This window comes from Sphingopyxis chilensis, from assembly GCF_035930445.1.
Classification (GTDB): Bacteria; Pseudomonadota; Alphaproteobacteria; order Sphingomonadales; family Sphingomonadaceae; genus Sphingopyxis; species Sphingopyxis chilensis.
This window is the reverse complement of sequence record NZ_CP142394.1, coordinates 2,116,222-2,136,949: the sequence shown is the minus strand read 5'-3', so window position 1 is coordinate 2,136,949 and position 20,728 is coordinate 2,116,222. Positions and strand designations below refer to the sequence as shown.

The window sequence follows — 20,728 nt, the reverse complement described above, 5'->3', positions numbered from 1 at the left end:
ATGATCAAAGGTGTGAAGGGCAGCCTGCTGGCTGCGGTGTCGCTGGCGCTCGTCGGTTGCGCGGCGACCGGCAAGGAAACGGCCTCGGCGAGCGACAAGCCCGCCGAAAAGCCAGCGAAGTTCAACAAGGACCCTTATCCGTCGACCTACAAGGGGTATCCGACGCGGCTGACGGTCGTGAAGGGCGTCACCATCTTTGACGGCGAGGGCGGGCGCATCGACAATGGGTCGATCGTGATGTCGAGTGGCAAGGTCACGTCGGTAGGCGGCCCCGATATGGAGCTGCCGACCGACGCCGATGTCATCGACGGCACGGGCAAGTATCTGACCCCCGGCGTCATCGACATTCACAGCCATCTTGGCGACTATCCCTCGCCCAGCGTCGACGCGCACTCCGACGGTAATGAAGCCACCGCACCGACCACCCCCGAGGTCTGGTCCGAACATAGCGTCTGGCCGCAGGATCCGGGGTTCAGTCGCGCGTTGGCGAACGGCGGCGTCACCAGCCTGCAGATCCTGCCGGGCAGCGCGAACCTGATGGGCGGGCGCTCGATCACGCTCAAGAATGTGCCGTCGCGTACCGTGCAGGGGATGAAATTCCCCGGTGCGCCCTATGGCCTGAAAATGGCGTGCGGCGAGAATCCGAAGCGCGTTTATGGCGGCAAGGGCCGGATGCCCTCGACCCGCATGGGCAATTTCGCGGTCAATCGCGCGACCTGGGCGAAGGCGGCCGCCTACAAGAAGAAGATGGACGACGGGAAGGCGGTCGACCGCGACCTCGCGATGGAGACGCTCGCGGGCGTGCTGTCGGGCGAAATCCTGATCCACAACCATTGCTACCGCGCCGACGAAATGGCGCTCGTCATCGATATGTCGAAAGAATTCGGCTATAAGGTGTCAACCTTTCACCACGCGGTCGAAAGCTACAAGATCGCCGATATCCTTGCCAAGGAAGGCATTTGTTCGGCGATGTGGGCGGACTGGTGGGGCTTCAAGATGGAAGCCTATGACTCGGTCCCCGAGAATATCCCGCTCGTCTACAAGGCTGGCGCGTGCACCATCGTCCATTCGGACGACGCCAACCAGATCCAGCGGCTGAACCAGGAAGCGGCCAAGGCGCGCGCCGCAGGGCGCCGGATCGGCATCGACGTCAGCGACGAGATGGCATGGACCTGGCTGTCGTATAACCCGGCAAAGGCGCTGGGGATCGCCGAGCAGACGGGCAGCCTGAAGCCCGGAAAGATGGCCGATGTCGTATTGTGGAACGGCAATCCGTTCAGCGCCTATACGCGCCCCGAAAAGGTATGGATCGACGGCGCGTTGATGTTCGACGCGATGGACCCCAAGCGGCGGCCGGTGAGCGATTTCGAGCTGGGCCAGCCGGGCGAAGGAGATGTGAAATGAGAAATCTCTTCGCCGGGATCGCTTTGATTTCCTTGATGGCTGCTGCCGTTCCGGCGGCGGCGCAGGACGTCGCGATCACCAACGCGAAGCTCGTCATCGGTGACGGCAGCGCGCCGATCGAGGGCGGCACCGTCGTCGTGCGCGGCGGCAAGGTCGTCGCGGCGGGCGCGGGCGTCGCCGTGCCAGCGGGCATCGAGCGCGTCGACGCGCAGGGTAAATATGTGACGCCGGGAATCGTCGCGGCGTTCAGCCGCGTCGGGCTGACCGAGGTCGATGCCGTCAGCGGCACCAACGACCGATCGGCGCCGCGCACGCGCTTTTCGGCGGGGCTCGACATCGCGCCCGCGCTCAATCCGATGGGCTCGCCCGTTGCGGTGAACCGCGCGTCGGGCGTCACGCGCGCGATCGTCGCGCCGGGGGGCAGCAGCAATCTGTTCGCCGGGCAGGGCGCGGTCGTCGACCTCGCCGACGACATGGACATGGTGACGCGCCCGCGCGCGCTGCAATATGTCGCGTTCGGTGAAGATGGCGCGTCGAAGGCGGGCGGCAGCCGTGCCGCGACCTTCCTGTTGTTCCGCGAACAATTGCTCGCGGCGCGCAGCTATGCGCGCAACCCCGCGGTGCTCGCCGAATGGGGCAATGACGCGATGATCCAGCGCGCCGACGCCGACGCGCTCGTCCGCGTGATCGACGGGACGACGCCTTTGTTCGTGCGCGTCGACCGCGCGGTCGACATCGTCAATGTGCTGAAACTGAAGGGCGAGTTCCCCGCGTTGAAGCTCGTCCTCGTCGGCGCGACCGAAGGCTGGCTCGTCGCGCGCGAGATCGCCGCGGCAAAGGTGCCCGTGCTCGTCTCGCCGCTCACCGACCTGCCGTCGAGCTTCGAGCAGCTCGGCGCGACACAGTCGAACGCGGGGCGGCTCAAGGCCGCCGGCGTCGATGTGTCGGTCGGCGTGTTCGACGACGATGACGCGCACAAGATGGGCTATGCGACGCAATATGCGGGCAACCTCGTCGGCCTTGCGCGCGTGCCGGGCGCGAGCGGGCTGAGCTGGGATCAGGCCTTCGCCTCGATCAGCAGCGTGCCCGCGCGCGCGGTCGGCATGGAGGCCAGCATCGGGTCGCTGCGTCCGGGCCGCGCCGGCGACGTCGTGATCTGGGACAATGATCCGCTCGAACTCGGTAGCCGGCCGACCGCGGTGTGGATCGACGGCAAGGCGCAGTCGCTGACGACGCGGCAGGACCGGCTGCGCGACCGGTACGAAACCCCGCAGGAAGGGGCGCTGCCCAACGCATACGACTGGTAGGTCCGTCTTGCACTTCGTCATCCCGGCCCCTTCGACCGACTTGCAGGCGCTCAGGGCAGGCTTCGCCGGGATGACGAGCGGTGCGCGCGGAATAGTTACGCGCCATGTTGACGCTGTTATCTTTGTGGCGGATGGTGCCGGCGACGCCGTCGCGATTCGCAAGCTGACGCGGCCTCGGCGTCGAGCAATATTGCTCGATGAGGGAATTCGCCATGCAACCGATGTCGCTTCTGATCGTCACCTGCGTCCTGTTCGTCGGATCGCATCTTGTCCTGTCGCACCCGCTTCGCGACGGGCTCGCGGGGCGGCTGGGGGAGCGCGGGTTCCAGATCGTCTATTCGGTGGTCGCGATCGCGACGCTGATCCTGGTGGTGCAGGCGTGGCGCGGGATGCCGCCCGAGCCGCCCTTGTGGATCGTCGATGACCCGCTGTGGATACTCGCCTCGCTGATCGTGCTGTTCGCGAGCATCCTGTTCATCGGGTCGCTGATCGGCAATCCGGCGCTGCCCGCGCCGCACGCCGCGCGGGACGCGGCAGCCGCCCCGCGCGGGGTGTTCGCGATCACGCGGCACCCGATGATGTGGGGTTTCGCGCTTTGGGCAATTGCGCATGTCATGGTGGTGCCCACGCCGGGACAGATCGCGCTCTCCGCGACGATTGCCTTCCTCGCGCTCGTGGGCTCGGCAGGGCAGGATGCGAAAAAGGCGCGGCTGATGGGCGAGGCCTGGCGCGGCTGGGCGGCGCGAACAAGCTTCATGCCCTATGCGCGGCAGGTCGCCGGCGCGGCGCCGTGGAGCGACACGATCCCGCGGCCGCACGCGCTCTTTGGCGGGATATTGCTTTGGATCGCAGCGACATGGGCGCATGGTGCGCTCGGCTATATGGTCGCCGGCATCTGGCGATGGGTCGGATAGGGTGGAATGAATACGAGCACGCATCTCAACGATTTGTCGCTGCGGTTGCTCGGGCGGGCCTTCGACCAGCTCGATGTTGCGGAGCGCCGGGTGGTCGAGGCGATCGGGCAGCGCGCGCCGAGCAGCCGCGATGCCGCCGATATCGAGGATGCACAGGCAAGCGCGGGCGACCGGCTCGCCGACAAGGTTGCTGCCGTGGGCGGGTCGTGGGGCTTCATCATCGCCTTCGCGCTCATCCTGTTCGGCTGGATGCTGCTCAATTCGGAAGTGCTCCAGCATTTCGGGCTGGCGTTCGACCCCTATCCCTTCATTTTCCTCAATCTGCTGCTCTCGACGCTCGCGGCGGTGCAGGCGCCGATCATCATGATGAGCCAGAACCGGCAGGCAGCGAAAGACCGGCTGACCGCGAGCGTCGATTACGAGATCAACCTGCGCGCCGAGCTGGAGATCATGCGGCTGCACGAAAAGATCGACCAGATGCGGATCGCCGAACTGGCGGTGAAGATCGATGCGCTGTGCGCGCGGATGGATGGGGACGACGGGTAGGCGGGCGGTTTCGGGGTGGTTATCGGTCGGTCGTGCACCCCGGCGAAAGCCGGGGCCCATTGCGGGAATATGCCAGGATAGCGTCATCTTTCTGGACCCCGGCTTTCGCCGGGGCACACATCTCTATCGGCAACCTCCGCTCGAAAGCCGCCTTGCGCCAATAAAAAGGGGCCGCAGCGCGGCCCCTTTTGTCTTTCCCGTGAAAGCCCCGCTCAGCGCTTGTCGACGGGGACGAACGGACGGTGCGCCGGGCCGGTGTAGAGCTGGCGCGGGCGGCCGATCTTTTGCGCGGGGTCGGAGATCATTTCGTTCCACTGCGCGACCCAGCCGACGGTGCGGGCGAGCGCGAAGAGCGCGGTGAACATCGTCGTCGGGAAACCGATCGCCGACAGGATCACGCCCGAATAGAAATCGACGTTCGGGAACAGCTTCTTTTCGATGAAATAGGGATCGCTCAGCGCCATTTCCTCGAGCTGCAGCGCAACCTCGAACACCGGATCGTTGACCTTCAGCGCGTCGAACACCTCGCGCACCGTCTTTTGCATCACGGTCGCGCGCGGGTCGTAATTCTTGTAGACGCGGTGGCCGAAGCCCATCAGGCGGAACGGATCGTCCTTGTCCTTCGCGCGCGCGATATATTCGGGAATGCGTTCGGGACGGCCGATTTCGCGCAGCATGTTGAGCGCGGCTTCGTTCGCGCCGCCGTGCGCGGGGCCCCACAGGCAGGCGATGCCCGCCGCGATGCAGGCGAAGGGATTGGCGCCCGACGAACCGGCGAGGCGGACGGTCGAGGTCGATGCGTTCTGCTCGTGATCGGCGTGGAGGATGAAGATGCGGTCGAGCGCGCGCTCGACGGCGGGAACAACCTCATATTCCTCGGCCGGAACGCCGAAGGTCATGCGCAGGAAATTGCCCGTGTAGCTGAGCTTGTTGTCGGGATAGACGAAGGGCTGGCCGACCGAATATTTATACGCCATCGCGGCGATCGTCGGCATCTTCGCGATCAGCCGGTGGCTGGCGACCATGCGCTGGTACGGATCGTGGATCTCGGTCGAATCGTGATAGAAGGCCGAAAGCGCGCCGACGACGCCGCACATGACGGCCATCGGGTGCGCGTCGCGGCGGAAACCGCGATAGAAGGTCGCGAGCTGCTCGTGCAGCATCGTGTGGCGGGTGATGGTGTTGTCGAATTTCGCGAGTTCGTCGGCGTTCGGCAGCTCGCCGTTGAGGAGGAGGTAGCACACCTCCATGAAGCTCGAATTTTCGGCGAGGTCGCCGATCGCATAACCACGGTGGAGGAGGACGCCTTCGTCGCCATCGATATAGGTGATCTCCGATTCGCAGCTCGCGGTCGAGGTGAAGCCGGGGTCGTAGGTGAAGGCGCCCGTCTGGGCATAGAATTTGCGGATATCGACCACATCGGGGCCGACGGTGCCCGACAGGACAGGGCTGTCGACGGTCTTGTCGCCGAGCGTGATTTTCGCGGTGTCGGTCATATTATGTTCCCTGTTCTGACGGCGGGGAGAGTGAGTGGCTATGCCCCTGCCGGATAATGTTGCGCTGCGTCAAGTCGCGCCAGACTGACTTCGCGTCCGAGCAACAGCAGCACGTCGAAAATTCCCGGGGAAACGGTTCGGCCGGTTAGCGCCGCGCGCAAGGGTTGTGCCAGCTTGCCGAGCCCCAGTTCGGCGGCTTCGGCCTCTGCACGCACGGCGGCATCCAGCTCTTCTGTCGTCCAGTCGTCCAGCCCGCGCAGCCGCTTTGTGACGGCGGCCAGCAGGCCTCCGGGCGAGGCCTTTAGCACCTCGGCCGCCTTTTCGTCCATCGCCAACGGGTCCGGCTGGAAAAGGAAAGTCGCGCCCTCGGCGATCTCGTCGAGCGTCTTGGCGCGCGGCTTCAGCGCGGCCATCGCGCGCGTCAGCAAATCGCGATCGGCGTCGCCCAGCGCGCGCCCGACGAGCTTTTCGACGCGCGGCGCGACGAGGCCCGCAAGGCGGGCATCGTCGGCCTCGCGGATGTAGTGGCCGTTGAGATTCTCGAGCTTCTTGAAGTCGAAGCGCGATGGCGAGCGGCCGACATGATCGAGGTCGAACCACTCGGTTGCCTGCGCGCGGCTGATGATCTCGTCGTCGCCGTGCCCCCAGCCGAGGCGGAGGAGATAATTGTTCACCGCTTCGGGCAGATAGCCCATGTCGTCGCGATAGGCATCGACGCCGAGCGCGCCGTGCCGCTTCGACAGCTTCGCGCCGTCGGCGCCGTGGATCAGCGGAACATGGGCGTAGACGGGCTCGCGCCAGCGCATCGCGCGAAGCAGCGCCAATTGGCGGAAGGCGTTGTTGAGATGGTCGTCGCCGCGAATGACGTGGGTCACGCCCATGTCGTTATCGTCGACGACGACGCTGAGCATATAGGTCGGCGTGCCGTCGCTTCTGAGCAGGATGAAATCGTCGAGCTCGGCGTTCTGGACGGTGACCTCGCCCTGCACCCGGTCGGCGATCGTCACCGCGCCGTCCTGCGGGGCGCGGAGGCGGAGGACGTGGGGCACCGACGGGTCACCGTCGTCGCGATCGCGCCAGGGGCTGCGGACACGGAAAGGCTGGCGCTTTTCCTGCGCCTCGGCGCGCATCGCGGCGAGCTCGTCCTGCGTCAGATAGCAGCGATAGGCTGCGCCGTTGGCGAGCAGTTCGTGCGCAACCTCGGCATGGCGCGGTGCGCGGGCGAACTGGTACACGGTCTCGCCGTCCCAATCGAGATCGAGCCACTGCATCCCGTCGAGAATCGCGTCGATCGCGGCGTCGGTCGAGCGTGCGCGGTCGGTATCCTCGATGCGGAGCAGGAACTTGCCGCCGTGATGGCGCGCGAAGAGCCAGTTGAACAGCGCGGTGCGCGCGCCGCCGATGTGCAGATAGCCGGTCGGCGAGGGCGCGAAGCGGGTCACGACGTCGGCGCCCGTCGCTTCGGGGGTCGCTTCGACCGCTTTGGGTTGGTTTTCGGTTGCCACTACGGCCTCTTTCACTCACTTTGCCGCCCTGTTGGACGGGGATCGGGGGTGCCCCTAGCATGGCGACAAGTCCGCTTCAAACGCCCATTTCGACGCGCTGGGCGGCGGCCGCGCGACGGGCGGGCGAAGCGCTGGAAGCGCGTCTCGAAGCCGAGCGCGAACGGATCGGGCTCTGGCTTCCCGTTGCGTTGGGCGCGGGGATCGCTGCCTGGCTTGCCTTGCCTGCCGAGGCGCATTGGACCGGACTGTTGCTCGCGCTGGCGGCGGGCCTGCTGTTCGGGCTGCTGATCGGTTGGCAGAGCCGGCTCGGCCGCACGCTCGTCGTCGGATGCGGCGCCGCGGCGGCGGGCGTCCTGCTGATCTGGATCCGCGCGCTGTCGGTCGCGGCGCCCGTGCTCGCGGCGCCGGTGACGACCGCATTTCCCGCCGTCGTCGAGCGCGTCGAGCTGCTTCCGGCCAAGGGACAGGTCCGCATCCTCGCGCTGCCGCAGCGGCGAAGCGACCTGCCGCCGCGCGTGCGCCTGACGCTGCGCGCCGAGCAGGCGGCGGGGCTTGCCGAGGGCGAAACGATCGGCGTGCGCGCGCGGCTGATGCCGCCGCCGACCGCGAGCCTGCCCGGCGGCTATGATTTCGCGCAGCGCGCGTGGTTCGACGGCATCGGCGCGGTCGGGACGATATTGGGCGACGTGTCCCGCGTGCCGGGGACGGGCGCGGCCTCGCCGCCGCTGCGCGCGCGGCTGAGCGCGCATATCCATGGCGAAGTCGAGGGGTCGGCGGGCGGCATCGCGGCGGCGCTGGTGACGGGCGATCGCGGCGCGATCGGCGAAGCCGACGAGGAAGCGATGCGCCGCAGCGGGCTGGCGCACCTGCTGTCGATCAGCGGGCTGCACGTGACCGCCGTGGTCGGCTTTGCGATGCTGCTGGCGATGCGGCTGTTTGCGCTCAGCCGGCGGCTGGCGCTCGCGGGCTATGTGCTGCCGCTCGCGGCGGCCGCGGGGGCGATCGCAGGCGGCGGCTATACCTGGCTCGCCGGCGCCGAGGTGCCGACCTTGCGCTCGTTCATCGCCGCGCTCCTCGTCCTCGTCGCCTTTCTGATGGGGCGCGAGGCGCTGACGCTGCGGCTGGTCGCCGCGGGCGCGTTGATCGTGCTGGTCTGGCGGCCCGAAGCGTTGGCCGGGCCAAGCTTCCCGCTGAGCTTTGCCGCGGTGACCGCGATCGTCGCACTCCATGAAAGCCGGCCGATGCAGCGTTTCCTCGCGCGCCGCGAGGAGCCGCGGGCGTTCCGGCTGGGTCGCGGGGTGGCCGGGCTGCTGATCACCGGGCTGGTCGTCGAGGTCGCGCTGGCGCCGATCGCGCTGTTCCATTTCCACAAGGCGGGGCTTTATGGCGCGCTTGCCAATGTCGTCGCAATCCCGCTCACGACCTTTGTCATCATGCCGGCGGAGGCGCTCGCGCTCCTCTTCGACAGCGTCGGGCTGGGCGCGCCCTTCTGGTGGGTCGCCGAACAGGCGCTGAAAGCCCTGATCGCGTTGGCGCATGGCGTGGCCGACGCGCCCGGCGCGGTCGCGACGCTGCCGAGCTTTCCGCCATGGGGCTTTGCCCTCGCGGTCTTCGGCGGGCTCTGGATTTTGCTGTGGCAGACGCGCTGGCGCACCGCCGGGGCGGTGCCGCTGGCGATCGGGGCGGCGGCACTGCTCGCCGCGCCGCGCCCCGACCTTCTGATCACCGGTGACGGGCGCCATATCGCGGCGGCGCTGCCCGATGGCGGCTATGCGCTGCTGCGCGACCGCGCGGGAGACTATGTTCGCGATACGGTCGCCGAGGCGGGCGGCGTCGACGCGCCCCTATTGTCGCTCGCCGAGCTGGACCATGTCGAGTGCAATCGCGATTTCTGCCGCTGGACGCAAGGCGAGGGCAGGGCGCGGCGCGTCATCCTGGCGTCACACGGGCGCGACCGGATCGACGGCGCGGATATGGCCGCGGCCTGCGCCGCCGCCGATGTCGTGATCAGCGACCGCTGGCTGCCGCGCGAATGCACGGCACGCTGGATGACGATCGACCGCGACAGCCTTGCCGAAACCGGCGGGCTGGCGCTTTATCTGGGCAATAGGCCCCGCGCCGTCGCCGCGCTGCGCGCGGGCGACGAGCATCCGTGGCGGCTGCCGCAGCAGCTTAGTGGTAACGACGAAGCAATCCCGACAGGCGCCCTTGCACGATGACGCGTTCGGCGGGGTAGCGCTGCGGCTCATAGGCGCTGTTGGCGGGGTCGAGCCGGATCATCTGGCCTTCGCGGCGGAAATATTTGAGCGTTGCGTCCTGCCCGTCGACGAGCGCGACGACGATATCGCCCTCGCGCGCGGTGCTCGCCTTCTGGATCAGCGCATAGTCGCCGTCGAAAATGCCCGCTTCGACCATCGAGTCGCCCGATACCTCGAGTGCATAATGTTCGCCCGACCCGAGGAGCGCGGCGGGGACAGCGAGATTGTTGTGATCCTCGAACGCTTCGATCGGCACACCGGCGGCGATCTTGCCGTGGAGCGGCACCTCGACGATGTCGTTCGCCGCGATCGGCCGCATCGCCGGCGGGTTTTTGCGCAGCGGCACGACATTTTCGCGCAGCGGCGCCGCGGATTTCGCCGCTTCGGGCACTTTCAGCACTTCGAGCGCGCGCGCGCGATTGGGAAGGCGGCGGAGGAAACCCCTTTCTTCCAAGGCGCTTATCAGCCGGTGTATGCCCGATTTCGACTTGAGGCCGAGCGCCTCCTTCATCTCTTCGAACGAGGGCGAAATGCCGCTCGAGTCGAGGCGTTCCTGGATGAAGTGGAGCAGTTCATGCTGCTTCGCGGTCAACATCGGTCGTTCTCCATGATGACCCGTTGCGAACGGGCCGGACATAGCAGGAACGATAGTGGAACAAACCGGAACTTGTCAAGCGATGACGATATAGTCCGCCATCGCCCCGGCATCGCGGGCGGGCGCGCCGATGTCGCGGATCAGCAGCGCATTGGCCGAGGCGAGGGGGAGGGTGCGACCGCTTTCCTGGCCGGTCATGGGTATGAGCCGGCCGTTTTCGAGGCGCGCGCGCAGATAATCGCGGCGCGTGCCGCCTTCGCCGAGCGGCGCGGCGAGGGGCGCCTGATGCGCGGGCGGCAAGGGATCGCTTGCCCCGGAAAGATGGCGGACGAGCGGCAGCAGGAACAGCGTCGCCGTGACGAACGCCGACGAGGGATTGCCGGGAAGGCCGAGCAGCACCGCCTCGCCCAGCGTTCCGGCGATCAGCGGCTTGCCGGGCTTCATCGCGATCTTCCAGAAAGCGAGCCGCCCGCCAGCCTCGTCCAGCGCGCCGCGGACATGATCGTGATCGCCGACCGACGCGCCGCCGACGGTCACGATGACGTCGTGACGGCGCGCCAACTCCTTGAGAATTCGGGCAAGGGTCGCGCGATCGTCGGGGACATGGTGCGCGAGGACGGCGCCTTCGGCGTCGCCCGCGAGCATCGCGGCCAGCATGGCGCCGTTGCTGTCGGGGATCTGACCGGGCGCGAGCGGGTGTCCGGGCCGGACAAGTTCGTCGCCGGTCGTCACGATCGCGACGCGCGGGCGGCGGCCGACGCCGAGCGCGCCCGCGCCGCTCATCGCCGCGGCGGCGATCGCGCCGGGCGTCAGACGCGTGCCCGCGGCAAGCAGGCGATCGCCCGCGGCGAAATCGGCCGCACGCGAGCGGACATGGCGCCCGCGCGCGCCGGGGCCGTCGCGCGCCAGCGTCAGCGCGCCGCCATCGCGCACGACATCCTCCTGCACGATGACGGTGTCGGCGCCGGGGGGAAGCATCGCGCCGGTGAAGATGCGCATCGCCTCACCGGGAGCCACGCTGCGGTCGGGCGCGCCGCCTGCGGCGCTTTCGCCGACAATGATCCAGGGCCCCGGCATGTCGCCGAAGCGGATCGCATAGCCGTCCATCGCGGAGAGCGGCGCGGCGGGCTGGTCGCGCAAAGCGACAACGTCGTCCGAAAGGTGGCGGCCAAGCGCTTCGGAAAAATCGATATTTTGATTTCCGAGCGGTTCGCGAAGCGCGAAGAGCCGCGCCTGCGCCTCCTCGACGGCGAGCAGCCCGCTCATCCGGCGCGCCAGTCGCCCGAGCGACCGCCGCTCTTTTCGAGGAGGCGGATGTCGCCGAGGATCATCGCGCGGTCGAGCGCCTTCGCCATGTCGTACAGGGTGAGGAGTGCGACCGAGGCGGCGGTGAGCGCCTCCATCTCGACGCCGGTCTGGCCCGCCGTTTGGACGACAGCTGTGACGGCGATACCATTGTCTTCCCACGCGAAATCGACGCCGACCTTGGTCAGCGCGAGCGGGTGGCAGAGCGGTATAAGGTCGGCGGTGCGCTTTGCGGCCATGATGCCGGCGATGCGCGCGGTCGAAAGGACGTCGCCCTTGGGGGCATTGCCGCTGCGGATCGCTTCGAGCGCCTCCTGAGACATGGTGATGCGCCCGCCGGCGACGGCGCGGCGCTGCGTCGCGGGCTTGGCGCCGACATCGACCATCGACGCTGCCCCGCTTTCGTCGAGGTGCGTCGGTCGCGTCATGCCGCGGCGCCCTCCAGCAGCGCCCTCGTTGCCGCCGTGACGTCATCCTGGCGCATCAGGCTTTCGCCGACGAGGAAGGCTTTTACGCCGCTTTTGGCGAGCCTTTCGCAATCGGCGTGGCTCGCGATGCCGCTTTCGCCGACGAGCAGGGTGCCCGGCGGGACGCGCGTGGCGAGGCGTTCGGTGACCGCGAGATCGGTTTCGAAGGTCCGCAGGTCGCGGTTGTTGACGCCGATCAGGCGCGATTCGAGCTGGCTCAGCGCGCGGTCGAGTTCGGCTTCGTCATGCACCTCGACGAGCACGTCCATGCCGCGTTCGATCGCTGCCGCCTCGATCTCCTGCATCATGCCGTCGTCGAGCGCGGCGACGATGATCAGAATTGCGTCGGCGCCGATCGCGCGCGCCTCGGCGACCTGCCAGGGGTCGACCATGAAATCCTTGCGGAGCACCGGAAGCGCGCAGGCGGCGCGCGCGGCGATGAGGTAATCCTCATGCCCCTGAAACCAGGGCGCGTCGGTCAGGACCGACAGGCAGGCGGCGCCGCCTGCCGCGTAGGCGCGGGCGTGGTCGGCGGGATCGAAATCCTGCCTGATCAATCCTTTGGAGGGCGAAGCTTTCTTGATTTCGGCAATCAGGCCGAAGCCGCCGGCGTCGATCCTGGCGTGCAGTGCTTTCGCGAAGCCGCGCACGGGGCCGGCGTCGATCGCGTCGAGGTCGGAGAAGGAGCGCAGAGCGCGGCGCTCGGCGACTTCTGCGGCTTTGGCAGCAAGTATCTGGGTAAGCTTGTTCATTTATAGGCGATCCAGCAATTGAGCAGCGCATTGGCGAGACCCTTGTCGATCGCCTCGGCGGCTTCCTCGACGCCCTCGAGCAAAGTGTCGGCGGCGCCGGCGACGACGAGCGCCTCGGCGGCGTTATAGAGCACCGCGTCGCGATAGGCGCCGGGTTCGCCCTCGAGCAGGCGGCGAAGCGCCCTGGCATTATATTCGGCGTCGCCGCCGCGGATTTCATCGAGCGAGCGCGTGGTCAGGCCCGCATCGGCGGCGGTGCTGCGCTGCATCCGCACGCCTTCGGGCGTCACGACCGCGACCTCGTTGCCGCCCGCGAGCGAGAGTTCGTCGAGGCCCTCGTCGCCCGAGATCACGCGCGAATGATCGGTGCCGAGCCGGTGGAGCGCCTCGGCATAGACGGGAACATAGGCGGGGCGCGCGATGCCCACGAGCTGCCGCGTGACGCGCGCGGGATTGGCGAGCGGGCCCATCAGGTTGAAAATCGTCCGCCGCCCGATGGCCCTGCGGATCGGCATGATGCGCTTCATCGCCGGGTGGCGGGTGCCGGCGAACAGGAAGCAGATGCCGAGGTCGGCGAGCTGTTCCTCCGCCATGCGGTCGGCGCGCTCCATGTCGAGGCCCAGTGCCTCGAGTGTGTCGGCCGCTCCTGATTTCGAAGAAGCCGCGCGATTTCCATGCTTTGCGACCGGAACCTCGCACGCCGCGACGACGATCGATACCGCGGTCGAAACGTTGAGCGTATGGTGGCCGTCGCCGCCGGTGCCGCAGACGTCGATCGCGCCCGTCGGGGCGTCGATGGGAATCAGCCGGTCGCGCATCGCCTGCGCCGCGGCGGCGATTTCGACCATCGTTTCGCCGCGGTCGGACAGCGCGATCAGGAATTCGGTGACCTGTTCGTCGCTCGCGCCGCCGTCGAGCATCGTCGCGAAGGCGTCGGCCGCCTCGTCATGATCGAGCAGCACCGAGGGGTCGGGGAAGGGGCCGAAGCGGCTCATGCCGCCTTGCGCTCGCCGACCGGCAGCCCCGCGATCTTCAGAAAATTGGCGAGCATCGCGTGGCCATGCTCGGTCGCGATGCTTTCGGGGTGGAACTGGACGCCGTGGATCGGCAGTTCGGCGTGGCGGAAGCCCATCACCGCGCCGTCGTCGCTCGTCGCGTTGATCAACAGGCGCTCGGGAATGTCGACGACCTCGAGGCTGTGGTAGCGCGTCGCCTGAAAGGGCGAGGGCAGGCCCGCGTAGAGCCCGCTGCCGTCGTGGCAGACGGGCGAGGTCTTGCCGTGCATCAAATGGCCGCGCTGGACGGTGCCGCCGAAATGCTGGCCGATCGCCTGGTGGCCGAGGCAGACGCCGAGCAACGGACGCCGGGTTTCGGCGCAGGCGGCGACGAGGTCGAGGCTGATCCCGGCTTCGTTCGGGGTGCAGGGGCCGGGCGAAATCAGGATCGCGTCGGCGCCGGTGGCAAGAGCCTGGGCGGCCGTGAGCGCGTCGTTGCGCTCGACGCGCACCTCGACCCCGAGCTCGATCAGATAATGAACGAGGTTGAAGGTGAAGCTGTCATAATTGTCGACGACGAGGATCATGGAGGGCGCACTAACGCTTTTGCAGGGGTTGGGGAAGGGATAGAAGCTTGTGCGGGCGCAAACCCAACTTCGTCATCCGGACGGTGGCATAGCGGGCCTACTCCGCCATCAGCCGTGCGACATCGTCCTTCCAGAACTTCGCCCATGTGTGGGTGCTGTGTCCCTTGGTTTCGGGGCTCGCGGGGATCAGGATGAAGCGCGCCCTGTTCATGCGCGCCGCCGCCTTTTCGGTGATGCCATAGGCGGGCGGGTTGATGAAATCGTCGGCCGAATTGATCCACAGGACGGGCACCTCGATCTTTTCGAGGTCGGGCCAGGGATTGTAGGTCCGCGAGCTGTCGAGCTGATAGATCATGTCATTGGCGTCGCCGCGGCCATAGGCGCGCGCGAAGGCCTCGTCCTTGTATTTTTCGGCGGCTTCGCGCGTCGGATATTGCGCCTGCAACGCATAGGGGTTGGCGCCCGCGATCAGGAGGAGCGAGGCAGCGGTGCGCAGGCCCGCGACGGGCGGGGCGGTATAATCGCCGCCGTTCCACTGCGGGTCGGCCTTGATCGCGTCGATCGCGAGCGTGCGCCACATGCGGTTCTGACCCGCGATCTCGACGGGCAGGCAGGCGAAGGGCGCGAGTTTTTCGGCGAAACCGGGGCGCGTCTCGCCCCAGACGAAGGCGTGCATGCAGCCCATCGACGTCCCGAGAATGAGCTTGAGCTTCTTCACGCCGAGCTTTTCGGTCAGCATCCGGTGCTGCGCGCCGACCATGTCGTTATAATCGTAACGCGGGAATTTCATCCGCAGGCCGTCGCTCGGCTTCGACGAGCCGCCATGGCCGATATTGTCGGGCAGGATGATGTAATATTTGCCCGTATCGAGCGGCTGGCCGGGACCGAAGAGTTCGTTGGCGAACTGCGGCTGGAAGAATTGCTTTCCGGTCCCGCCGGTTCCGTGGAGGATCATCACCGCGTTGGTCACATCGCCCGCGGCGTCGCGCCGCGGCGTGCCGAGCGTGGTGTAATGGATCTTGAGCTCGGGCAGCTTTTCGCCGGTCGCGAAGGCGAAATCCTTGAGGACCGCGTCACCCTCGACCGCGCCGTCGATCGTCTGTGCGTGCGCGGCGGCGGCGCTGGTCAGGAGAAGGGCGAGCGAGGCGAGAATCTTGCGCATGAAAGCGACGCTAGCCGGTTTGCCCGGCCGTGATAAGCCTCCCGCATCGCGCCGCGAAAACGGCCGCGAACCGCTTTTGCCTCTTCGCTAGCGCCCGATCTGCGCCGCCTTGTCGCGAAGGTCCGCCGCGGCCTGCGCTTTCCCGCGCTTTTCCAGCAATCCCGCGTAAAATTCCATGATCCCGGCGTTGAGCGGCTGCAACCGATAGGCACGGTCGATCAGCAGCAACGCGCGCGCATCGTCGCCCTTCGCCGCCCAGGCGCGCGCCAGTTCGCGCAGGATCACCGCGTCGCGGTCGCCGATCCGCCGGCGCACGCGGTCGAAATGACCGATCGCCCGGTCCCAATGCCGAAGGTCCATCGCGAGGTGCCCCGCCAACCGGTCGGCGGCGATGCTCGACGGCTGCCCGTCGCGCAGCGCCAGGATCGCGGCGCCCGATCCCGCGACATCGCCCGCGCGATACAGCGCGTTGGCGAGGCGTAGCGTGGTGCGCTCGCCGGCATCGATGGCGCGCGCGGCGCGATAGGCCTCGACCGCCAGGTCGAACCGCCCGCCCGCCAGCGCCGCGTCGCCGAGCAGGATATGCGCGTCGGCGACGCCGCGGTTCGCGTCGCGCAGCTGCATCGCGCGCCCGATCGCCCGCGCGCTATTACCGCTCGCCAGGTCGACCGCGATCGCCGGGATCGCCTTGGCCGGGTCGAGCGGGGCGGCATCGGCCGCCATCGCGACCAGCCCGTAATCATCGTCGATAGCGAAGGGAATGGCTTCGCCGGGACTGAGCGCCGCGGCGCGCCCCAGATAATCCGCCGATTCCATATCGCGCCCCAGCTCCGCCGCCGCGCGCGATGCCAGGATCAGCGACCAGCTGTCGGCGTCGGGACGGCGGGTGAGCGGCAGCAGCGCCTCGCGCGCGGCGTCGGCATCGCCATCGGCCCATTCGGCGGCGGCAAGGATGCGCCGCGCGGTGAAATTATGCGGCTGCTCGGCGAGCAAGCGGTCCGCCCAGTTTGCCGCGACCGCCTCGCCGCCCAGTTCGAGCTCGACGATAGCGCTCAGCAGCATGAAGGACGGCTGTTCGTCGAGTTCGCCGCGCGTGCGCTGGAGCAGGCTGCGGGCCAGCGCATATTTGCCCACGCGCGCCGCGAGCACCGCCTGCAGATAATAGAGGCGCGGATCGCGCGGCACGATCGCTGCCGCATGGCGCAGCGCCGCCAGCATGTCGCGATACCGGCCGAGGTCGCCGAGCGTCGCGGCCTGGTCGATGAGCGCGTCCGCATTGTCGGGGTTGGCGACGAGCGCTTCCGCATACCAGCCAAGCGACGCTTCGAGTCCCTCTTCGCCGCGCACGAGATTCGCCTTGAACGCCAGCGCCGCGCTGTTCGCCTTGTCGAGTTCGATCGCATAATCGACCGCGTCGCGGGCGCCGAGCGTGTCGGCGTTGGCCTCGCGAAAGCGCGCGACATCGACCCACAAGGCCGAGCTGCGCGGCAATTCGTGCACGGCCCGGTCATAGGCCTCGCGCGCTGCGGCGAGGTCGCCGTTCGCAAGATGGACATCGCCCGCGACCCACGCCGCTTCGCCCATCATTTCGGGAATGACCGGCCCGCCTTCCAGCGTATCGAGCGCGCGTGCGCCTTCGCCCTGCATCGCGTAGGCGCGGGCGAGCAGGGGCCGCAGCGCCGCATCGTTGGCGCCGGCACCGAGCGCGCCCTTGACCGCCGCTTCGGCTCCGACCCCGTCGCCGAGCCGGATCGCCACCCGCGCCAGCGCGACGCGCCGCGCTATGTCGTCCGGATCGTCGGCAATCGCCGCCTGCAGTGCCGCGCGGTGCTGTTCACCGGCCTGGCGCGGCGTGGCCGGTCCGCCATCGCCGCACCCCGCGAGCAGCAGCGCCGCCACGAACGGCGCACCGGTCCAGACGCGGCGAAAGTCCATTCAGCCCTGCATCCGATATTGTTTGAGCAGGTCGTAGAGCGTCGGCCGGCTGATCCCGAGCAATTTCGCCGCGAGCGAGATATTGCCCTCGCTTTGCGTCATCGCGCGGCGGATCGCGACGCGGTCGGCGGCCTCGCGCGCGCTGCGCAGGTTGAGCCACGCCTCTTCACCGTCGCGATCGTCGCCCCCCGCCATATCGAGATCCTCGCGCATCACCAGCTTGCCGTCGGCCATGATTACGGCGCGCTTGATGCGGTTTTCAAGCTCGCGGACATTACCGGGCCAGCGTCCCTCGTCGATCGCCTGCAGCGCGTCGGGGGCGAAGCCCCGCACGCCGGGATTCATCTCGGGCGCATATTGGTGGAGGAAATGCCGCGCGAGCAGAACCGCGTCGCCGGGCCGCTCGGCGAGCGGCGGGATCTTCACCACCATTTCGGCGAGCCGGTAATAAAGATCGTCGCGAAAGCTCTGCTGCGCGATCATCGCGTCGAGGTCGCGGTGCGTCGCGCAGACGATTCGCGTATCGACGGGAATCGCCTTGCGTCCGCCGATGCGCTCGATCGTCCGTTCCTGCAGGAATCGCAACAGCTTGACCTGCAGCGGAAGCGGAATGTCGCCGACTTCGTCGAGGAACAACGTGCCGCCATGCGCGAGCTCGATCTTGCCCTCGGTCGTCTTGACCGCGCCGGTGAACGCGCCCTTTTCGTGCCCGAACAATTCGCTTTCGAGCAGATTTTCGGGGATCGCGGCGCAGTTGATCGCGACGAACGCGCCGTCACGCCGCGCGCTGGCCTCGTGCAATCCGCGCGCGAGCAATTCCTTGCCGGTGCCGCTCGCGCCGAGCAGCATGACCGACACGTCGAGGTTCGCGACGCGCTCGATCGTGCGCGCGACCTTCAGCATCTCGGGCGCGCCGGTGATCATCCCGCCGAGCACATGATTGTCGCCCGCGCCGCGTTCGGCGAGCCGCGCATTCTCGACCTCCAGCTCGCGCACATGGAAGGCGCGCGCGACGATCAGTCCCAGTTCGTCGATGTCGATCGGCTTCTGATAGAAATCCCACGCGCCGTTCGCGATCGCGCTCAGCGCGCTCGCCCGCTCGCCATGCCCCGATACGACGATCACCTTGGTGTCGGGCTTGACCTCGAGGATCGTTTTCAGCGTCCGGAATCCCTCGCGCGTGCCGTCGGGATCGGGCGGCAGGCCAAGGTCGAGCGTCACCACATCGGGCTCGTCGGCGCGCAGCATCTCGATCGCGGCGTCGTGATCGCCCGCGACCAGCACCCGATAATCCTCATAGGCCCATTTGAGCTGCGCCTGCAGCCCGGCGTCATCCTCGACCACCAGCAATGTGCGCAAACCGGTCCCGCCCTCGTTCATTTCATTCCCGCTTTCATGATCCGTGCATTGTCCGCGGCCTCGCCGTGCGCATCGGCGAGCGGCAGCCACAGCGTGAAATTGCTGCCCTTGCCCGGTTCGCTCGCCACTTCGATCGCGCCGCCCATCGCCTGCGCGATCTGCAGCGCCTCGAACGCGCCGAGCCCGAAACCCGAATCCTTCGTCGACACGAACGGCTTGAACAGCTCGTCGCGGATGAACGCGTGCGTCATGCCGCAGCCCTGGTCGATCACGTCGATACGAACGCGCCCCTGTTCGGCGACCGCAACGACCTGAACCGGCGTCTCGGGCGCCGACGCGTCGATCGCGTTGGACACCAGATGCTGGACGATCTGGCGGATCGCGCCTGCCTCCGCCCACGCCGACAATCCGGCCTGGCAGCCGACGAACAGCGCGCGGCGCGGGCGCATTTCGGCCGCGACCTCGTTCAGTACCGGCTCGACCAGCGTGCGGCCGGGCTCGGCCGCGGGCCCGCGTTCGCGCGGCGACAGGCGAACGAGCAGGTCGCTGAGCCGCCCGGCCGAAATCTTCAGCGTCTGCGTCATGTCGGCGCGGAATTCGGGCTTGTCGGCATGGCGCTCGGCATTGCGCGCGAGCAGCGACAGCTGGCTCGCCAGATTCTTGATGTCGTGCATGATGAAGGCAAAGCGGCGGTTGAATTCATCGAACCGCCGCGCCTCGGACAGCGCGCGCTGGCTCTGCGATTCGGCCAGATAGCTCGCCGCCTGCTGTCCCGCGATGCGCAGCACGTCGAGATCCTCCCAGTCGAGCGCCCGCGACGCCGGCGGACGGTGCAGGACGGCGATCGCGATCATGCGCTGGAAATGGAGGACCGGCACCACGACCCAGGCGCGCGTGTCGGCGATCAGCCACTCGGGGATCGCGAGATCCTCGCCCTCCGCCTTGTCGCCCGGCGCGCCCCGGCGCTCGGCGTCGAGGTCGACGATATGCTGCGTTTCCTGAAGCATGAAGGCCGAACGCAGCGACAGGCTGGCGTCTTCGCTCACGCCGCCGGGCCAATGCCATTGCTCGGCGACGCGGAAACCGCCCGAGGCGGCGGGCAGCATCAGCAAGGCGCCCGGGCTGCCCGTCAATTGCGCGAGCGCCTTCGCGACGCGCCGGTATAGGTTGCGATCATCGTCGCCGTCCCCTTGCGCCAGCGTCGCGGTGAACCGCATCCATTCGGCGCGATAGTCGTAGCGATGCTCGAAGAAATGCTTGGAGATCATCACCGACAGCCATGCCCGTGCGCGCGAAGAGGCGAGCATGAGCCCGCCGGCGCCGAGCGCGACGACGAGTGAAATTGCCTGCGCCAGCTCGGCATAATCGCTGCCGACCGCGCGCGCGATCGCGCCGGTCAGCGCGATCAGGATGAGATAGGTGGCAGCGCCCAGCAGGATCAGCGACCGCGTCGCCGCCGTGCGCGACAGCCGCATCCGCTCGCGGCCGATGTCCATCGCGGCAACGACGTGGATCGGCACGGTCAGCAGGGCGACCGCAGGCAACAGCGCGATCAGCGTCGAGGCTTTCTCTCCGGTCAGGGCGCCGATCAGCTGGACGTTGAGTTCATAGGCCCAGAGCATGGCGAAACCGCCCGCGACCGCCATCACCGGCATCCGCAGCCCGCCGCTCGCGCGGCGGACGCCGCCGTCGAGGATCAGGAGTCCGCCGATCGCCACGATCATCGCGGTGAAGGTCAGCGTCGGTTTCATCCACGGCGCGGCGGCGGTTCCTGCGCGCAGGTGCGCCGCCGCGCCGAGCAGGAAGGCGAGCAGGCAAATCGTCGCGAGCATACGCAGGATCAGGCGGAGCGGGCGCGGCATCGGCGCGCGCGATGACCAGAATGTCGCCGCAAGCCAGCCCAGCATCGCGCCGTCGCGGATCATCTGGACGGCCAGCGCCTCCGACGATCCGGGCGAAAAGATCGCCAGCGCCGCGCACCACAGCGCGGTCGCCGCTGCTGCCAGCACCTGCCAGCGGGGTGCGGGCATCAGCGCCGCCATGCGCGCGCGCGGCCGCATCAGCAGCCACAGCGTGACGCCCGAAAAGCCCGCCAGCGCCGCGCCGGACAGGATCTGCGACAGGGCCGCGAGCGCGTTCAC

At 68.1% G+C, this 20,728-nt stretch carries 17 protein-coding genes; 5 read left to right on the top strand and 12 right to left on the bottom strand.

All coding sequences use genetic code 11. The annotated features are described in order from the left end of the window. The 4 genes from VSX79_RS09780 to VSX79_RS09765 all read left to right on the top strand — a co-directional run bounded on the left by VSX79_RS09780 (position 1) and on the right by VSX79_RS09765 (position 4,171). Positions 1–1,404, top strand: coding sequence for an amidohydrolase (locus VSX79_RS09780; protein WP_179495887.1), 1,404 nt, complete (start codon positions 1–3; stop codon positions 1,402–1,404). Beyond that, a complete protein-coding gene (locus tag VSX79_RS09775; RefSeq protein ID WP_179495889.1) occupies positions 1,401–2,711 on the top strand; it encodes an amidohydrolase family protein in 1,311 nt (436 codons plus the stop codon). Before VSX79_RS09780 ends, VSX79_RS09775 begins: the two co-directional genes overlap by 4 nt. Positions 2,712–2,923: 212 nt before the next feature. Further along, positions 2,924–3,625 (top strand): NnrU family protein, encoded by a 702-nt coding sequence (locus tag VSX79_RS09770; protein ID WP_179495892.1) that lies wholly within the window; start codon positions 2,924–2,926, stop codon positions 3,623–3,625. 6 nt (positions 3,626–3,631) lie between these two features. Continuing rightward, complete coding sequence (locus VSX79_RS09765; protein WP_179495894.1) at positions 3,632–4,171, top strand: DUF1003 domain-containing protein; 540 nt, start codon at positions 3,632–3,634, stop codon at positions 4,169–4,171. 212 nt (positions 4,172–4,383) lie between these two features. Here VSX79_RS09765 and VSX79_RS09760 read toward each other — a convergent pair whose 3' ends face one another. Both VSX79_RS09760 and gltX read right to left on the bottom strand, forming a co-directional pair. Beyond that, positions 4,384–5,667 carry a citrate synthase gene (locus tag VSX79_RS09760; RefSeq protein WP_179495904.1) on the bottom strand — a complete coding sequence of 428 codons (1,284 nt, stop codon included), beginning with the start codon at positions 5,665–5,667 and terminating at the stop codon, positions 4,384–4,386. 38 nt (positions 5,668–5,705) lie between these two features. Next, positions 5,706–7,172, bottom strand: coding sequence for a glutamate--tRNA ligase (gltX, locus tag VSX79_RS09755; protein WP_326913246.1), 1,467 nt, complete (start codon positions 7,170–7,172; stop codon positions 5,706–5,708). Between the two features lie 59 nt (positions 7,173–7,231). Here gltX and VSX79_RS09750 point away from each other — a divergent pair, with 59 nt between their 5' ends. Continuing rightward, positions 7,232–9,391: a ComEC/Rec2 family competence protein gene (locus VSX79_RS09750; protein WP_179495908.1), complete on the top strand. Its 2,160-nt coding sequence runs from the start codon at positions 7,232–7,234 to the stop codon at positions 9,389–9,391. On the opposite strand, the gene lexA is transcribed toward VSX79_RS09750, so the two are convergent. The 10 genes from lexA to prsK form a co-directional block, all read right to left on the bottom strand. Then, on the bottom strand, positions 9,345–10,025 hold the full coding sequence (gene lexA / locus VSX79_RS09745) for a transcriptional repressor LexA (RefSeq protein ID WP_179495910.1): 681 nt from the start codon (positions 10,023–10,025) through the stop codon (positions 9,345–9,347). The genes VSX79_RS09750 and lexA overlap by 47 nt on opposite strands. A 75-nt stretch (positions 10,026–10,100) precedes the next feature. Further along, positions 10,101–11,291, bottom strand: a complete 1,191-nt coding sequence (locus VSX79_RS09740; RefSeq protein WP_326913245.1) for a molybdopterin molybdotransferase MoeA — start codon at positions 11,289–11,291, stop codon at positions 10,101–10,103. Then, positions 11,288–11,758, bottom strand: coding sequence for a cyclic pyranopterin monophosphate synthase MoaC (gene moaC, locus VSX79_RS09735; protein WP_179495914.1), 471 nt, complete (start codon positions 11,756–11,758; stop codon positions 11,288–11,290). The genes VSX79_RS09740 and moaC overlap by 4 nt, the downstream gene beginning before the upstream one ends. Then, positions 11,755–12,549: an indole-3-glycerol phosphate synthase TrpC gene (gene trpC / locus VSX79_RS09730; RefSeq protein ID WP_179495916.1), complete on the bottom strand. Its 795-nt coding sequence runs from the start codon at positions 12,547–12,549 to the stop codon at positions 11,755–11,757. Before trpC ends, moaC begins: the two co-directional genes overlap by 4 nt. Then, positions 12,546–13,544, bottom strand: a complete 999-nt coding sequence (trpD, locus tag VSX79_RS09725) for an anthranilate phosphoribosyltransferase (protein WP_179495918.1) — start codon at positions 13,542–13,544, stop codon at positions 12,546–12,548. The genes trpC and trpD overlap by 4 nt, the downstream gene beginning before the upstream one ends. Next, a complete protein-coding gene (locus VSX79_RS09720; RefSeq protein WP_179495920.1) occupies positions 13,541–14,131 on the bottom strand; it encodes an anthranilate synthase component II in 591 nt (196 codons plus the stop codon). The genes trpD and VSX79_RS09720 overlap by 4 nt, the downstream gene beginning before the upstream one ends. A gap of 97 nt (positions 14,132–14,228) precedes the next feature. Continuing rightward, a complete protein-coding gene (locus tag VSX79_RS09715; RefSeq protein WP_326913244.1) occupies positions 14,229–15,293 on the bottom strand; it encodes an alpha/beta fold hydrolase in 1,065 nt (354 codons plus the stop codon). A gap of 87 nt (positions 15,294–15,380) precedes the next feature. Beyond that, a complete protein-coding gene (locus VSX79_RS09710) occupies positions 15,381–17,228 on the bottom strand; it encodes a tetratricopeptide repeat protein (RefSeq protein ID WP_326913243.1) in 1,848 nt (615 codons plus the stop codon). After that, positions 17,229–18,608 carry a PEP-CTERM-box response regulator transcription factor gene (gene prsR, locus VSX79_RS09705; protein ID WP_326913242.1) on the bottom strand — a complete coding sequence of 460 codons (1,380 nt, stop codon included), beginning with the start codon at positions 18,606–18,608 and terminating at the stop codon, positions 17,229–17,231. It abuts the gene before it with no gap. After that, positions 18,605–20,728 (bottom strand): XrtA/PEP-CTERM system histidine kinase PrsK, encoded by a 2,124-nt coding sequence (prsK, locus tag VSX79_RS09700; protein WP_179495928.1) that lies wholly within the window; start codon positions 20,726–20,728, stop codon positions 18,605–18,607. The genes prsR and prsK overlap by 4 nt, the downstream gene beginning before the upstream one ends.

Coding starts and splice junctions, on each gene's coding strand:
- VSX79_RS09775 (WP_179495889.1), top strand. CDS start 1,401: ATGAGAAATCTCTTCGCCGGGATCGCTTTGATTTCCTTGATGGCTGCT.
- trpD (WP_179495918.1), bottom strand. CDS start 13,544: ATGAGCCGCTTCGGCCCCTTCCCCGACCCCTCGGTGCTGCTCGATCAT.
- VSX79_RS09710 (WP_326913243.1), bottom strand. CDS start 17,228: ATGGACTTTCGCCGCGTCTGGACCGGTGCGCCGTTCGTGGCGGCGCTG.
- VSX79_RS09720 (WP_179495920.1), bottom strand. CDS start 14,131: ATGATCCTCGTCGTCGACAATTATGACAGCTTCACCTTCAACCTCGTT.
- VSX79_RS09750 (WP_179495908.1), top strand. CDS start 7,232: ATGGCGACAAGTCCGCTTCAAACGCCCATTTCGACGCGCTGGGCGGCG.
- prsR (WP_326913242.1), bottom strand. CDS start 18,608: ATGAACGAGGGCGGGACCGGTTTGCGCACATTGCTGGTGGTCGAGGAT.
- moaC (WP_179495914.1), bottom strand. CDS start 11,758: ATGACGCGACCGACGCACCTCGACGAAAGCGGGGCAGCGTCGATGGTC.
- lexA (WP_179495910.1), bottom strand. CDS start 10,025: ATGTTGACCGCGAAGCAGCATGAACTGCTCCACTTCATCCAGGAACGC.
- VSX79_RS09780 (WP_179495887.1), top strand. CDS start 1: ATGATCAAAGGTGTGAAGGGCAGCCTGCTGGCTGCGGTGTCGCTGGCG.
- VSX79_RS09715 (WP_326913244.1), bottom strand. CDS start 15,293: ATGCGCAAGATTCTCGCCTCGCTCGCCCTTCTCCTGACCAGCGCCGCC.
- trpC (WP_179495916.1), bottom strand. CDS start 12,549: ATGAACAAGCTTACCCAGATACTTGCTGCCAAAGCCGCAGAAGTCGCC.
- VSX79_RS09770 (WP_179495892.1), top strand. CDS start 2,924: ATGCAACCGATGTCGCTTCTGATCGTCACCTGCGTCCTGTTCGTCGGA.
- VSX79_RS09740 (WP_326913245.1), bottom strand. CDS start 11,291: ATGAGCGGGCTGCTCGCCGTCGAGGAGGCGCAGGCGCGGCTCTTCGCG.
- VSX79_RS09765 (WP_179495894.1), top strand. CDS start 3,632: ATGAATACGAGCACGCATCTCAACGATTTGTCGCTGCGGTTGCTCGGG.
- VSX79_RS09760 (WP_179495904.1), bottom strand. CDS start 5,667: ATGACCGACACCGCGAAAATCACGCTCGGCGACAAGACCGTCGACAGC.